Source organism: Methyloceanibacter sp., from assembly GCF_050726195.1.
Lineage (GTDB): Bacteria > Pseudomonadota > Alphaproteobacteria > Rhizobiales > Methyloligellaceae > Methyloceanibacter.
Genome location: NZ_JBOHJC010000012.1, coordinates 92914 through 107290 on the forward strand (window position 1 = coordinate 92914; position 14377 = coordinate 107290).

General features: G+C 64.8%; 12 protein-coding genes and 1 pseudogene. 7 read left to right on the forward strand and 6 right to left on the reverse strand.

Annotated features, from left to right (window positions below; translation table 11 throughout):
* Nucleotides 1–114: 114 nt before the first annotated feature.
* Nucleotides 115–873, forward strand: a complete 759-nt coding sequence (locus ACRECX_RS10160; protein ID WP_431558720.1) for a uracil-DNA glycosylase — start codon at nucleotides 115–117, stop codon at nucleotides 871–873.
* Nucleotides 870–1415 carry a molybdenum cofactor biosynthesis protein B gene (gene moaB, locus ACRECX_RS10165; protein ID WP_431558721.1) on the forward strand — a complete coding sequence of 182 codons (546 nt, stop codon included), beginning with the start codon at nucleotides 870–872 and terminating at the stop codon, nucleotides 1413–1415. The genes ACRECX_RS10160 and moaB overlap by 4 nt, the downstream gene beginning before the upstream one ends.
* A 7-nt stretch (nucleotides 1416–1422) precedes the next feature.
* Here moaB and ACRECX_RS10170 read toward each other — a convergent pair whose 3' ends face one another.
* Nucleotides 1423–2358, reverse strand: coding sequence for a DUF5996 family protein (locus ACRECX_RS10170; protein ID WP_431558722.1), 936 nt, complete (start codon nucleotides 2356–2358; stop codon nucleotides 1423–1425).
* A 214-nt stretch (nucleotides 2359–2572) separates the two neighbouring features.
* On the opposite strand from ACRECX_RS10170, the gene ACRECX_RS10175 reads away from it, so the two are divergent.
* From ACRECX_RS10175 to ACRECX_RS10185, 3 genes and pseudogenes are all read left to right on the forward strand, one after another.
* Entirely contained in the window at nucleotides 2573–3211 is a 639-nt protein-coding gene (locus ACRECX_RS10175; protein WP_431558723.1) for a class I SAM-dependent methyltransferase, read from the forward strand.
* 9 nt (nucleotides 3212–3220) lie between these two features.
* Nucleotides 3221–3334: pseudogene (locus ACRECX_RS10180) on the forward strand (molybdenum cofactor biosynthesis protein B); the annotation flags it as partial.
* Nucleotides 3335–3609: 275 nt separating this feature from the next.
* Nucleotides 3610–7857, forward strand: coding sequence for an autotransporter domain-containing protein (locus ACRECX_RS10185; protein ID WP_431558724.1), 4248 nt, complete (start codon nucleotides 3610–3612; stop codon nucleotides 7855–7857).
* An 89-nt stretch (nucleotides 7858–7946) separates the two neighbouring features.
* Here ACRECX_RS10185 and ACRECX_RS10190 read toward each other — a convergent pair whose 3' ends face one another.
* The 4 genes from ACRECX_RS10190 to ACRECX_RS10205 form a co-directional block, all read right to left on the reverse strand.
* Entirely contained in the window at nucleotides 7947–9110 is a 1164-nt protein-coding gene (locus ACRECX_RS10190) for a TIGR03032 family protein (protein WP_431558725.1), read from the reverse strand.
* Between the two features lie 142 nt (nucleotides 9111–9252).
* Nucleotides 9253–10185, reverse strand: coding sequence for a diguanylate cyclase (locus tag ACRECX_RS10195; protein ID WP_431558726.1), 933 nt, complete (start codon nucleotides 10183–10185; stop codon nucleotides 9253–9255).
* An 83-nt stretch (nucleotides 10186–10268) separates the two neighbouring features.
* Entirely contained in the window at nucleotides 10269–10868 is a 600-nt protein-coding gene (locus ACRECX_RS10200) for a TIGR04282 family arsenosugar biosynthesis glycosyltransferase (protein ID WP_431558727.1), read from the reverse strand.
* A 46-nt stretch (nucleotides 10869–10914) separates the two neighbouring features.
* Nucleotides 10915–11604: a TIGR04283 family arsenosugar biosynthesis glycosyltransferase gene (locus ACRECX_RS10205; protein WP_431558728.1), complete on the reverse strand. Its 690-nt coding sequence runs from the start codon at nucleotides 11602–11604 to the stop codon at nucleotides 10915–10917.
* Nucleotides 11605–11704: 100 nt separating this feature from the next.
* On the opposite strand from ACRECX_RS10205, the gene ACRECX_RS10210 reads away from it, so the two are divergent.
* The gene (locus tag ACRECX_RS10210; RefSeq protein WP_431558729.1) at nucleotides 11705–12829 is read left to right on the forward strand and encodes a PA0069 family radical SAM protein; all 1125 of its coding nucleotides are present in this window, start codon (nucleotides 11705–11707) and stop codon (nucleotides 12827–12829) included.
* A 153-nt stretch (nucleotides 12830–12982) separates the two neighbouring features.
* Nucleotides 12983–13666 (forward strand): ribonuclease HII, encoded by a 684-nt coding sequence (locus ACRECX_RS10215; RefSeq protein ID WP_431558730.1) that lies wholly within the window; start codon nucleotides 12983–12985, stop codon nucleotides 13664–13666.
* A 140-nt stretch (nucleotides 13667–13806) separates the two neighbouring features.
* Here the strand turns inward: ACRECX_RS10215 and ACRECX_RS10220 are convergent.
* On the reverse strand, nucleotides 13807–14377 hold a 571-nt coding region (locus ACRECX_RS10220), incomplete at its 5' end, for an alpha/beta hydrolase (RefSeq protein ID WP_431558731.1).

The following is a 14377-nucleotide window of genomic DNA, read 5'->3' on the forward strand; positions in this document are numbered from 1 at the left end:
CTCATTCCTTTTTTTCGCGCCGGCGCACGATCATTTGCCCAACGGGGCCGGCCGATGACAAATAGAGGATCAACACGGGCATCGCAAATGACTGGAAGCCAACGAGAAGCGGCGTTGAGTCTCATCGCCTGGTACGAGGCCATGGGCGCGGACGAGGCGATCGGGGATGAGCCGGTCGACCGCTTCGCCCCGTCGAAGATGCGCGTGCAATCCCCGGCAACTCCCGCCATAACCCGCGCCAATCCCGCGAAATCTCCGGCAACGCGCGCGGACTCTACCGCCGTCCCTGCGTCCATCGAGGCGGCCGCGAGCCTGGCCGAGCTCGAGGCGCTGCTCGCGCAGTTCGAGGGCTGCGCTCTCAAACGCACGGCGAAGAGCCTGTGCTTCGCGCGCGGCAGCGAGAGCGCGCGCATCATGCTGATCGGGGAAGCCCCTGGCCGCGACGAGGATTTGCAAGGCAAGCCGTTCGTCGGCCGCGCCGGACAATTGCTCGACCGCATGCTCGCAGCGATCGGCCTCAATGAGGAGCACGTCTACATCACCAATACGATCTATTGGCGCCCGCCCGGCAACCGCACGCCGACGGCACAAGAGATCGAGGCGTGCGCGCCGTTCCTCGCGCGGCAGATCGAATTGCTGGCGCCGGAGGTCATGGTGCTGCTCGGCGGCGCGGCGGCGAAATCGATTCTCGGCACGAGCGAGGGCATCATGCGCTTGCGCGGCAAGTGGAAGATCTACCAGGGCGGCGGCCGCGACATCCCCGCGCTCGCGACGCTGCATCCGGCCTATCTCCTGCGCAACCCGGAGCACAAGCGTCTCGCCTGGCGCGACCTGCTCATGCTGAAGGAACGGCTTGAGGATCTGACGAAATGACCGCCCGCATCGACGAGAGCCGTCCGTTCATCCCGTTGCGCATCGCCGTGCTCACGGTGTCGGACACGCGCACCAAGAAGACCGACAAGTCGGGCCCGCTCCTCGCCGGCATGATCCAAGCGGCGGGGCACGAGGTCGCCGAGCATGCCGTCGCCACGGACGACGAGAAGGCGATCCGCAAGCAAGTGAAGAAGTGGATCAAGGATCCTCAAATCGACGTCGTGATCACCACTGGCGGTACCGGCTTCACCGGCCGCGACGTGACGCCAGAGGCGCTGCGCCCCTTGTTCGAGAAGGAGATCGAGGGCTTCTCCGCGCTGTTCCACATGCTGAGCTATCAGACCGTCGGCACCTCGACGGTGCAATCCCGCGCCTGCGGCGGGCTCGCACACGGCACCTACATCTTCTGCCTGCCGGGCTCGCCAGGGGCATGCAAGGACGCGTGGGAAGGCATTCTGAAAGCCCAGCTCGACAACCGCCACCGCCCCTGCTCGTTCGTCGAGATCATGCCGCGGCTCATGGAGGGCAAGAAGAAGGCGTAGCTACTTACTAGATTGGTCGCGGCACAGCAATTCGGCCACGTGGACAGTCCAACGACTCTCGATCCCAATTGGCGAGTCTGGCTTCGGCGTCGTAGGTCGATTCAAGGAACCCCAGAAGCACGGCTTCGGGGTCGGAAGCATTTCTTATTGCGTCATAAGGCAGAATGAATTCCCCCGCCTTTTCATCGAAGAACGCTTCGCTAGGTGAGACTCTCTCCGTCGAGAAGCCATCCGGCGCGGGGTAGGCGTAAGAATAGAACGCAGGGTAGTCGACCGGACCACCGCCCGGCCAAAAACCAGCCGAGCTGACCTCATGCGAATAAGCCTCTCGGGTTACAGCGTCGGGTAAAGCTGGAATGCCTCCGGGGTGCAGCGGCGCGGGGCGGCCGGAGAATCGGGTCACGGCGAGATCGAAGCTGCCCCAAAACAAATGGACTGGGCTGACCTTGCCCAGGAAGCTGGTGCGAAAGTCCTTCAAGACGCGATCGATTTGCACGAGCGCGCGCGAAAATCGATTCACAGCCTCGGCGTCATACGAGCCATGAATCGTGTCCTGTTCGAAGGGGACGGGGTCGGCAACTTCGTTTGGAGAATTGTGGATTTTTGTTCGTACTCCAAGCTTGTCCGTCAGCGTGAGGAAGCGCGCGTAGAAGTCGGCCACCGTCATCGGCAGCAATGGCAATACTTCAATGGCGCCGTTGTCGAGCGTGCCGATCAACTGATGGTCTACGAAATCGAAATCAAACTGAGCGCTTCGATCGTCCACGGGAATCGGTGATGTGGTTAGTCCCCGTGGAGTTGCGTAGAACGTCGCATGCCACGAATGGTTGACCCATGGGGTCCGGGCGAGCCGATATTTGCCCACGATTTGCAGCCAAAGGTGGAGCGTTGCGCACGAGTCTTTCCAGGATTCGTAGGGAATGCCAGGCCAACGTTCCGTCATCTAGGCATAATCCCGCTTGTTTGTTGTCGGTCAGCCAAGAGGGTGTACGGAATTTGTGTCCGACAAATGTCCGGTCATGGCACTAAACAGACGTCAGCGGACGACGACGATATAAGCGTCACGTACGCGTGGACCGTCCTCGATGGATCTCGTCCGGACCTCAACCAGACCGCCGAATCGTCAAACGGAGAATTTGCGCGCGGAGGAGATTGTCATGTTCCGAATTGCCAACGATGCCCGTTTCTGGGACCGCGCCGCGCGTAAATATGAAGCGAGCCCGATCGCCGACCTGGCGGGCTACGAGCGCTCGCTGGAGCGCACGCGCGATTATCTCAAGAGCGGCGACACGGTGGTCGAGTTCGGATGCGGCACGGGGACGACGGCGCTCAAGCTCGCGCCCTCCGTCGGGCGTATCGTGGCCACCGACATATCCAGCGAAATGATCGCGATCGCACGCGAAAAGGCCGAAGCCGAAGGCCGGACCAATGTCACCTTCGAGGTCGCAGCGCTCGACGCGGCGCCGTGGCCGGACGGCACGTTCGATGTCGCTTTGAGCTTCAACGTTCTGCATCTCGTGGCCGCGCGCGAAGAGTCGTTGAGGCGCATCCACCGGGTGTTGAAGCCTGGCGGGTTGTTCGTAACCAAGACGCCGTGCATCAAGGAGATGAACCCGTTCCTGCGCGTGGCCGTGCCCGTGATGCAAATGTTCGGCAAGGCGCCCTATGTGGCGTTCTTTTCCGGCGACGACTTGGAGCGCGAGATCGCGGCGGCGGGGTTCGAGATCGTCGAGCGCGCCCGCCATGCCTCGCGCGGCAAGGATGCGCGGCCGTTCCTGGTGGCAAGAAAACAGTGATGGTTCACCGGCGCCTGCGAGGACGCGTGGAACGGCATCCTCAAGGCCCAGCTCGACAACCGCCACCGCCCCTGCTCGTTCGTCGAGATCATGCCCCGGCTCATGGAGGGGAAGAAACCGTAGGGTGGGTTGAGCGCAGCGAAACCCACCGCAGGCATTTCAAATGATGGGTTTCCCCCGGCCCAAGGCCGGGGGTTAACCCATCCTACGAGCTGCCTGCTGCGCTTCACCCGGGCTACTGCTGTGGCGCATAGGCCACAGGCGCGAGTCAAAAGCCCGGCTTCCCCCCGGGCGGCCGTGCCCTGACGGTTGCTCGGCCCTCCCGCATGCACGAAACTTGGCGCCAAACAGGGAGTCGGCGCGGCGGCGAACTCGCCGGCAGGCGCCAGGGGGGCGTGATGGGCGGCTGCGCGCGGCGCCGGCGGTTGCTGCTGTCGAGCACGATGCTCGCGGCCGCGCTGACAGGCTACGGCCGCAGCGCTTATGGTCAGCAGGTCTGCGATCCCCAAGGCGGCCAGGTGTTCCTGTGCGACGGAGTCAGCGTCGAGACCCAGGACCTGACCAACCAGAACAACGCCACGGTCAACACAGTCGCCGGGTTCAGCGTGAACACCCAGGGGACCAGTGGAAACGCCATCTCCATCACCGGCGATGGTGCCCTGTCCTACACCGACCCTAACGGTTCGTCCCTCCGTGGCTACGACATCTCGCTTTTAATCAATTCCGGCGGCGACGACGGCGGCACGCCGGGCAGCGTCTTGATTGACACCAACGGCACCCTGATCGGCGGCACATACGGAATCTTGGCCGGCAACAGCGGGACCGGGGCCATTACCATCACCACCACCAACGGCCTCGTCCAGGGCAACGGCCTCGACGGGATCTATGCGTACAACTCCATTGCCGGCACCGACATCACCATCACCACCGGCAGCGTCGCCGGTATGAGGCGTGGCATTGCTCTCATCAACGTGGGCAGCGGGACGCTTGCCGTCACCGCCAACGGCTACGTTGTTGGCACCAACCAGCAGGGCATCTATGCCAAGAACTATGGCGACGACCTCACCGTGATCACGGCCGTCGGCACCACCGTCAATGGCTACACCCACGGCATCGAGGCCCAGAGCTACGGCAGCGGAGCGGCGACGATTACGGCCAACGGCGACGTTACCGGTACGACGAACGACGGCATCTACGCGCGCCACTTCGGCATGGGCGACCTCACCCTTACCACCGGCGCCGGCACCACGATCGCCGGGGGTACCCGCGGCATCCGTGCCTTCAACTACGGCAGCGGCGCGCTGATCGTCACCGCCAATGGCGATGTCGAAGGCACAATTGGCACCGGCACCTATGCGCGGCAGAACAACGCCGCCGCCATCGGCGATCTCAGCATCATGACCCAAAGCGTCACCGGCGGCTATCGCGGCATCGACGCCCGCAACTTTGGCACCGGCACGCTGGAGATCATCGTCAATGGCGATGTCGGCGACCCGATGGGAATTGTACCCAGCAACACCGGCATCTTTGCGCTGAACAGCAACGCCAATAGCACCGATCTCAGCATTATCAGCCAAGGCGTCACCGGCGGCACCTTCGGTATTTTTGCCAATAACTTTGGCACGGGCGCGCTGGAGATCGTCGCCAATGGCGATGTGGCGGGGACCGGCGTCAACAGCGTTGGCATCTATGCGCACCAGAACAATGCCGCCGCCACCGGTCCGCTCAGCATCACCACCTATGGCATGGTCACCGGCGTCAGTCGCGGCATCGATGCCCGCAACGACGGCGCTGGCGCGCTGACGATCGTCGCCAATGGCGATGTCACAAGTGACGCGGGCACCGGCATCCTCGCCGATAGCAATGGCAATGGGCTAGACCTGAGCGTCGGCGCAGGCAGCACGGTGCACGGCTATTTCAATGCCATAACCGCCAACAACGCAGCCGGGCTGCTCAAGATCGACGTCAAAGGCGAAGTCGACTCCGATCTCGGGTATGGCGTTTCCGCAGATAACGAAGCGGGGGCAGGCGCCCTCACGATCACCACCGCGGGCGGCAGCAAGATCGAGGCGGCCCTGCACGGCATCGTCGCCGAGAACCAAGGCATGGGCGCGCTCTCCATCACCGCCAACGGCGCGGTCATGAGCTCCGACCAAGATGGCATCCACACCGTCAATTCCGGGGCCGGCCTCAACGTGACCACCGGCAAGGGCAGCAACGTCACCGGCCTCAACTACGGCATCTACGCGCAGAATTACGGCTCTGGAAAGCTGAACGTCATCGCCAACGGCAAGGTCACGGGCACCGATGCAGCCGGCATTTTTGCCGAAAACGTCAACGGCAACGGACTGCGCATCACCACCGGCGCCAACAGCCGGGTAATGGGCGGCGAATGCGGCATCATCGCCAACAACAACGCCGGAGCGCTGAACATCAAGGCGGGCGGCGACGTGATCGGCACGACCTGCGCCGGCATCGAAGCGATGAGCGGCGGCACGACCGCGAAGATCACCACCGGCAAAGGCAGCACGGTCAGAGGCCGCTATTACGGCATCAATCTGCTTCACGCCGGCACGGGGGCGATCAACATCAAGGTCAACGGCGACGTGGTGGCACCCAACGGCAGCGCGATCGTTGCCGCGCACCTTGCCAGTGGCGGAACCATCAACATCACCGTCGGGCCAAATGGCCACGTGCGGTCGGGCGGTAATAATCCCTTGATCGATTTCGGCATCGTCGCCGTCGGCGGCAGAGGCGACATCGTCGTCGCCGGCAAGGTCGACGGCGGCGCGGCCGGCGCCATCCTGTTCGATCAGTGCGACTGCCTCGACAACCAGCTCGAGCTGCGCCCAGGCTTTGAGATCGACGGCAAGGTGTTCGCCGGGCCCGGCCCGAACGACGCGCTGGTGCTTGGCGGCAAGGGCAACGGCGCCTTCAACCTCAATAGGATCGACACCGGCGCGGGCACCAAGCAGTACCAGAATTTCGAGAATTTCGAGGTGAAGAGCGGCGACTGGACCTTCAGCGGCGCCACTACGCAGGCGTTCACCGTCAATGGCGGGGTGGTGATGGGCAACGGCACGTTCGGCGGGCTGACCTTCAACGGCGGCACGCTCGCGCCCGGCAACTCCTTCGGCACCATCACCGTCAACGGTGCTTTCACCTTGGGCGGCGGCGCGGTCTACGAGGTCGAGGTCAACGCCAACGGCAAGAGCGACAAGGTGATCGTCAACGGCACGGTGAACCTCACCGGCTCGGTCCTGCGCGTGCTGGCGGAGAACGGCAATTACAAGCCAAGCACCGACTATACGATCATCGACAACGACGGCAACGACAAGGTCAAAGGCAAGTTCGCGCAAGTGACGGACAATCTCGCCTTCCTCACGCCGAGCGTGCTCTACGCCGGCGGCGACGGCAACGACGTGGTGCTGACCTTGGAGCGCACCGGACCCGGCGGCAATCCGAGCTTCTGCGACGTGGCGGTGACCAAGAACCAGTGCAATGTGGGCCTCGCGTTCGATCAGTTCCCCACGACCAACGCGCTGTTCCTCGCCGTCGTCACCCAGACAGTGGAGGGCGCACGTCAGGCATTCGATGCGTTGTCGGGCGAGATCCATGCCACCCTGTCCGGCGTGCTCGCCGACGACAGCCGCTATGTGCGCGAGGCGATCCTTGGGCGGCTGATGCAGGCGAACGCAAGCGGCGGCGATATGCAAGTCGCGTCGCTTGCGGCGGCAGGACCGCAAGTGGCGAGCCTCGATGCGAACGCCATGACGCTGGGCTATGGCGGCAAGGATTTGGCGCCTGCGCCTTACGGCTCTCCGCTTGCGTTTTGGACCAGGGCCTATGGCGCCTGGGGAGATTTCGACGGGAACCGCAATGCGGCCACCGCCGACCGCGACCTCGGCGGGTTTGTGTCGGGCATGGATGCGCAGTTGAGCGGAAGCTGGCGCGCGGGCCTCGCCACCGGTGCCTCGTTCTCGAATATCGACGTGAGCGACCGCACCAGCTCGGCTGACGTGGAGAGCTTCCTGCTGGCGGGCTATCTCGGCGGCATGGCCGGGCCAGTTGCGCTCAGAGGCGGCGGGGCCTTTGCGTGGAACGACATCGACACGTCGCGCGCGGTGATCTTCCCCGGCTTTTTCGAGCGGCAGAACGCCTCGTACGACGCCGACACCGGCCAGATTTTCGGCGAGGTGGCGTATCCCGTATCCGCAGGTGGCGTGGCGCTCGAGCCCTTCGCCGGACTCGCTTATGTCTCTATCGACGGCGAGAACTTCCGCGAGCATGGCGGGGCGCTGGCGTCGTTGCGCGGCAGCGCCGACCAAGACGTCGGCTATTCCACCTTGGGCCTCCGCGCCGCCACGACCATGAACTGGGGATCGACGCTCGTCGTGCCGCATGTCTCGGTGGCCTGGCAGCATGCCTTCGACGACGTCACGCCGGGGGCGGCGCTCGCCTTCGCCTCGACCGGCATCGGCTTCGCCATCGAGGGCGTACCGCTCGCCGAAGACTCCGCGCTGATCGACGCCGGCCTCGATTTCGCGCTCGGCGAGCGCACCACAGCCGGCCTGTCCTACTCGGGCCAATTCGGCGACGGCGTCACCGACAACGCCGTCAAGGGCCGCTTCACCTGGCTGTTCTGACGTAGCCCGGATGGAGCGAAGCGAAATCCGGGAGCGATTTCGGGATGCCCGGGTTCCGCTTCGCTTCACCCAGGCTACTTGCCGAATTCCTATTCCTGCAGCGCATCGTGGGTGATGAGGCCGAGCACCTCGTTGGAGGCGAAGCTCAAGGACATCGGCCGCACCACGTCAGGCACCACGGCGACGTCGTAGAGCTCGCCGACCGGGCCATCGATGCGGAACCAGTGCACGCAGGCGCCGGACTCGAGGTCGATCACCTGCACGCCGCACCATGGCTCCGAGTCCGCGTCGGCCAGCTTCTTGTCGAGGGCGAGCCCCTCGAAGCGCTGGTAGCGCGGCTTGGACAGGCCGACCAGCGCGAACTTCCCGTGAAACGATAGCCCGCGCACGAAACCGGGGCAGAAGGCCGTCACATGGAACTTGGCGTCGGCCGCCTTCTTGGCGCGCTCGATGAAGCCGAGCTCGCCGGTGCCGGAGTTGAGCACAAAGAGCTTGCCGGCATGGACGCGAGGCGAATGCGGCATCGACAGCCCGCCGATGACGATCTCGCCGGTCTCGACGTCGATGACGATGCCGCCGTCGAATCTGCGGTCGCGCCAGCCGTCGATGGTGTCGGACTTGCTCACCGCGGTGACGTAGCGCGGGACGCCGTTCTCCATGGCGAGGCCGTTAAGGTGGCAGCGGTCCTCCTTGATGATCTTGGAGATGAAGGGCGGCTTCCAGATTGGCGTGAAGCTGTGGCGCGCGGACGGCGTGGCGAGGCAGTTGTAGAGCGTGTTGACGAAGACGATGCGGCCGTCGGCGAGCTGGCCGATGTCGTGGGCGTCGAGCTCGCCGGTGACGTAGAGCTCGCGCGGCACGTAGCAGGCGCCGAACACGCCGTTGATCTGCTGGTCCGGTTCCAGCACGTTCCTGAACTTGATGATCTGAAACAGAGTGGCGAGCAGGACGGTACCCGGCTCTGGCACGCAAATTCCCATGGCCTTGCGGAAGAAGCGTTCGTCCACCAGGAGCCCGCCCTCGACATTCTGGCCAAGCAAATAGAACTTGCCCGACTGATAGGAGGAGATGGCGAGGCCGATGCGATTGGCGCCGAGGAAGCCGGGAAGCCCCGGCGACATCGAATAGGTGACCTTCTCCGGCGCCGGCGCGCCAGCCATCTCGGCGAGAGACGCTTCGCTCTCCGGAGCGGCGGAGGTGTCCGGCGTTTCCTCGCTCAAGGCGGATGCAGGTTCTTCTGTAGGCTGGACCATACGTTCCCCCGTTCGATTGCGGAGGCACTTTAGCGTGTCAGAAGTCGGAAGTCAGAGGTCAGAAGTCAGCAGTGAAACACCCGTCTTCCGGCCGTTTCTGACTGCTATTTCTGATTTCTGGTTTCTGATTTCCGGCTTCTGATCAGCAGACCGAGGCGCGGGCGACGCCGTGCTGGGCGATGGTCGTCATGGTCGCGAGCGCAGGGGGAGCGCCGGAGACGCGATTGCGGCCGCCGGCCTTGGCGCTGTAGAGCGCCGCATCGGCGCGGGCAAGGAGCTGGTCGAGGCTGTCGCCCGGCTCGGCCGCGCCGACGCCGACGCTCCAAGTGAGCGTGATGCGGCCCCTGCCGGTGTCGAACGGGCGCGAGGCGAGCCGGCGCCGCAAGTCCTCGCCGATCTTAATCGCCTCCGGCAAGGAGCGCCGCTCGAGCAGCAGCGCGAACTCGTCGCCGCCGAGACGGCCGGTGATGGCCTCGTCAAGACGCGCGGCATGCGCGCAGGCGCGGATGGCCTCGTCACCGGCCTCATGGCCGTAGGAATCGTTGATGTACTTGAAGTTGTCGATGTCGAGGAGAATGGCCGACAGGTTGCCGTCGGGGATGGTGCGCGCCCGCGCCTCCACGGCCTGCTCGAAGAAGCCGCGCCGATTGCTCAGCCCGGTCAAGGGATCGGTGGTGGCCATGCGGATCAGCTCGCGCTGCATGGAGGCCATGCGTTCGGCGGCGCGCAGCCGCGCGTAGAGCTCCTCGGCGAGAGGCGGCTTGCCGATGAAATCGTCGGCGCCGGAGTCGAGCGCCTCGACCAGGCTCCGCTGATCGTACTGCGACGACATCATCAGCACATAGATCGGGCGCTTGCAGGTGGCGAGCAGGCGCGCCTCCCAGCAAAGCTCGATGCCGGACATGTGCGTCAGCTCGGCGCTGGTGATCAGCGCATCGATGCGGAGATCATGCTTGATCTGTCGTAGCGCCTCGCGCTCGTCGGCATGAGCCACGACCTCGTGGCCGCGCGCCGTCAGCATGCGGGTGACGATCAAACGGGTGGTGCTGCTCGGATCGACGAGCGCGATGCGCATCGGTGTGCCCCTTGAGGTTTCCCGCGCAACGCCTAGTAAAATCCCCTTAAAGTTGCATAAACGCGCCATAAAAACTGCATTCTTTAAGGCGCAAAACTTGGCACGAGCCGCTCGGCGAGGTCTCCTTCGCGGCGATAGTCTTCAATCGTATCGACATCGCTAAGTCTCGGAGCGAACGCGACAATTTTCCCGGAAAGATTGTCAAGCGTGGCGGCGAGCGCTTCTGCCGTCGACCATGGCACGCGGGCGAACGGGACAAGCCGTCGCGGCGATCTTCTTTGCCCGACGAGCCAGTAGCCACCATCGGGAGCGGGCCCGAACACGGCGTCGGCGCGGCCGAGCAGCGCGAAGGCGCTGGCGATGTGTGCCGGACGAATACCGGGGATGTCGCTGCCGACGATGACGACGGGCCCTGGGGGCAAGGTATCGAACAGGCGCTGCATGCTGACCCCGAGATCGCCCGCGCCTTGTGGGATGCGCACAAGTCTTTTTGGCGAAGGCCAGCACCGCGCTGCGACGGCCGTGTCCGGCGCGACCGCCAGCAGGGTGCGCCAGCGCGGGTCGGAGGCGAGGCGCAATACCGTGTGATTGAGGCAGGCGCGATAGAAGCGAATGGCCGCGCCGTCGCCGATCTCGCGGGCCAGCCGCCGCTTGACGCGGCCCATGGCCGGAAGCTTGGCCATGATGATTAGACGCGGAGCAAAGGCTGCGCGGCGCGGCCGCCGCGGCCTAGCCATAGAGGCGCGTAAGCACCCGGGACGGCACGCGAAGGTAATAGAGCAGAATGAGCCCGAGATTGCGGAAGCCGCGCGCGAGATAGCCTTCGCGCTGATAGCGTTGGGCGCTCGTCACGGCGCGCGAATTGAGGCGCACAAGCTCGCGCCGCTTGAGCCGGCGGACGAGGTCGACATCCTCCATGAGCGGCAGCTTGCAGAAGCCGCCGAGCCGGTCGTAGAGCACGCGCGAGATGAGAAGCCCTTGGTCGCCGTAGGGCAGCGCGAACAGGAGGCAGCGCAAGGCGACGAGCCTCTCCATCAGACGCGGCATGAATCCGTCATCGTCGAGGGCAAAGCGAAAATAGGCCGCGGCCCCTAGGCGGCGCCCGCTCTGCACCCGCTCCATGAAGCTTTGCGCCTCCGCGATCCAGCCGGGCTCGAGCACTGTATCGGCATGGAGGAAGAGCAGCCAGTCGCCGCGCGCGATGGCGGCACCGGCATTGAGCTGCGTGCCGCGCCCGCGCGGGGCGACCACCAGATGGGTGCCCGCGGCGTCGGCGATGGCGCAGGTCTCGTCGGTTGAGCCGCCGTCGGCGACGATGGCCTCCTGGACGACCCCTTCGACCACAGCCGGGACGAGCGAGGCCAAGGTATGCACCAAGGTCGGCGCGGCGTTGAAGGTGGGGATCACCACGGAAATCATGGGCGGACTATAGCGTTTGCCATTTGTGCGGCAATCGTCAGATGGCGCTAAGGCCAACTATGTTCTTGCTTTGTTCTATTCTGCTAACTATATAGAGGCCATGTCCGTGGCCCTCAGAAAAGCGCCCGATTCGGAGAGCTTCCCGCTCGAAGCGGGCGGCGTTGCCGCCGACCGCCGGCACGGGCGGGCGGCCCAGACCAACCGCTCCGGACGCTTCGAGCCTCTCAGCTACGAGCTGGTGGATGACGGCTGGGACACGCTCGCGGAGCTCGATGCGCTCGCCACCGAAGTCCAGGAGGTGCCGGCGCGGCGCATCATCACCCGGAATGAATCTCCCGATATCGGCTTCGACCGCTCGATCAATCCCTATCGCGGCTGTGAGCATGGCTGCGTCTACTGCTTCGCACGGCCGACCCACGCCTTCCTCGGGCTGTCGCCAGGGCTCGACTTCGAGACCAAGCTATTCGCCAAGACCAACGCCGCCCAAGCGCTGGAGCGCGAGCTTGCCGAGCCGAATTATCGCGTGCGCATGATCGCCATCGGCACCAACACCGATCCCTATCAGCCGATCGAGCGGCGCTACCGCATCATGCGGCGCATTCTCGAAGTGTTGAGCGCCACGAACCACCCGGTCGGCATCGTCACCAAGTCCGCTCTTGTGCTGCGCGACCTCGATATCCTGCAATCGATGGCGAAGCGCGGCCTGGTCAAGGTGGCGCTGTCGGTGACGACCTTGGACCGCAGGTTGGCTCGCGCCATGGAGCCGCGGGCGAGCACGCCCGACAAGCGGCTCGAGACGCTGGAGAGGCTTAGCGCGGCCGGGGTACCGACCTCCGTCATGGTGGCGCCGGTGATTCCTGCGCTTACCGACGCGGAGATGGAGCGCATCCTGGAGCGCGCCGCCGCCGCCGGGGTGAAGGAGGCCGGCTATGTGCTGCTCAGACTGCCGCTCGAAATCGGCGACCTGTTCACCGAGTGGCTGCGCGCCAATTGCCCCGACCGCGCGAACCGCGTTCTGTCGCTTATGCGGCAGACCCGCGGCGGCAAGCTCTACGACGCCAAATGGGGCGAGCGCATGGAGGGCAATGGGCCCTACGCCTGGATGATCGGGCGCCGGTTCGAGATGGCTGCAGAGCGGCTCGGGCTCAACAAGCGCTCAACCGAGCTTCGCACCGATCTGTTCGTCCCCTCTGCCCGCCCCGGCCAGCAGCTCCGGCTGCTGTAGAGCAAGTAGCCCGGGTGAAGCGCAGCGGAACCCGGGGGCAGCCCATCAATCCTTCCCCGGATTTCGCTTGGCTCCATCCGGGCTACACGCTTTTCCACAAGGTCTAGCCAGGATCGTTGCCAAGGGCGCGTCCTTTGCGCGAAAGTCCTGTCCATGGGATTGCCCGCGGAATCGATTCCACTCCCAATCCTGCCCAGCTTCGACTTCGAGGCGGAGATGATGGACCGCTTCGGCCTGCCGGTCGCCGGCATCGACGAGGCGGGGCGCGGGCCGTGGGCCGGGCCGGTCGTGGTGGCCGCGGTGATCCTCAACCCGAACCGCATCCCCGAGGGGCTCAACGATTCAAAGCTGCTCACTCCCGAGGCGCGCGAGGATCGCTATGTCGAGATCATGGCGACGGCTTGCGTCGCCATCGCCATCGGCCATGTAGGGCGCATCGACCGCGACAACATCCTGCAAGCGAGCCTATGGGGCATGCGCGCGGCGTTCCGCGGGCTTCAGGTGCCGAAGGCGTGCGCGCTGATCGACGGCAACATCCTGCCGAAACGTTTCCCAGGCAAGGCCCGCGCCATTGTCGGCGGCGATGGGCTGTCGCTGTCGGTGGCGGCCGCATCCATCATCGCCAAGGTCACGCGCGACCGCATCATGGTGAGGCTCGCGAGGCGCTACCGGCGCTATGGCTGGGAAAGCAACAAGGGATACGGCACGCCGGAGCATGCGCGCGCCGTAAAACAGCACGGCGTGTGCACACACCATCGCCGGTCGTTCGCTCCAGTCGAGCGGGCGCTCAGGCTCCTCGAGAACCGCGGCATCGCCGTGCCGATGGAAGAGGACTGAGCGTAGCCCGGGTGAAGCGCAGCGGAACCCGGGGCAGTCTATCAATCGCTCCCCCGGATTTCGCTTCGCTCCATCCGGGCTACACGCTACACGCTGCCAAGCCCGGCCATGACCAGGTTGTTTATTTGGGAGCACGTCGCCTACCCAAGCCAATCGGCGATGCGGCGGGCGATGGCGTCCGCGCCGGGCTCCAGCAGAAGCATGTGGGCGTGGTCCTCGAGCTCCCAGAACGCGGCTTGCGGATAAGCCGCCGCCGTCTCGCGCGCGCTCTCAATTGAAACTATGCGGTCGTCCACGCCAGAGAGGCACAGCACCGGGCAGCGGACGGAGGCGGTGTCGACCACCGTGGCGCCGGTCTGATCGAACATCCAGATGAACAGCTCGAACAGGGCCTTGCCCGACTCAGGGCCGAACCGGTCGAACACGCGGCGTTGCTCGTCAGGAGGCAAGCGGTTCAAGGTGTAGATCTTGGCGAGATCGAAGACAGGATCGAGGACCTTGGTCCAGAACGGACCGGTCGACATCAGGTCTTGGCCGAGCTGCTTCTCGGCATCGGTGGGAGGCAGGATGCCGGCGCGCGGGCCGGGGCTCGCGAGGGCACTAATATACTTGACACAGTAAGCCCCAACCCCTAGATTGGGGGTATGGCACACGAACCCAAGACCCTCATTGAAGCGATCAGATATTTTTCTGATCCGGATGTGGCCCTCA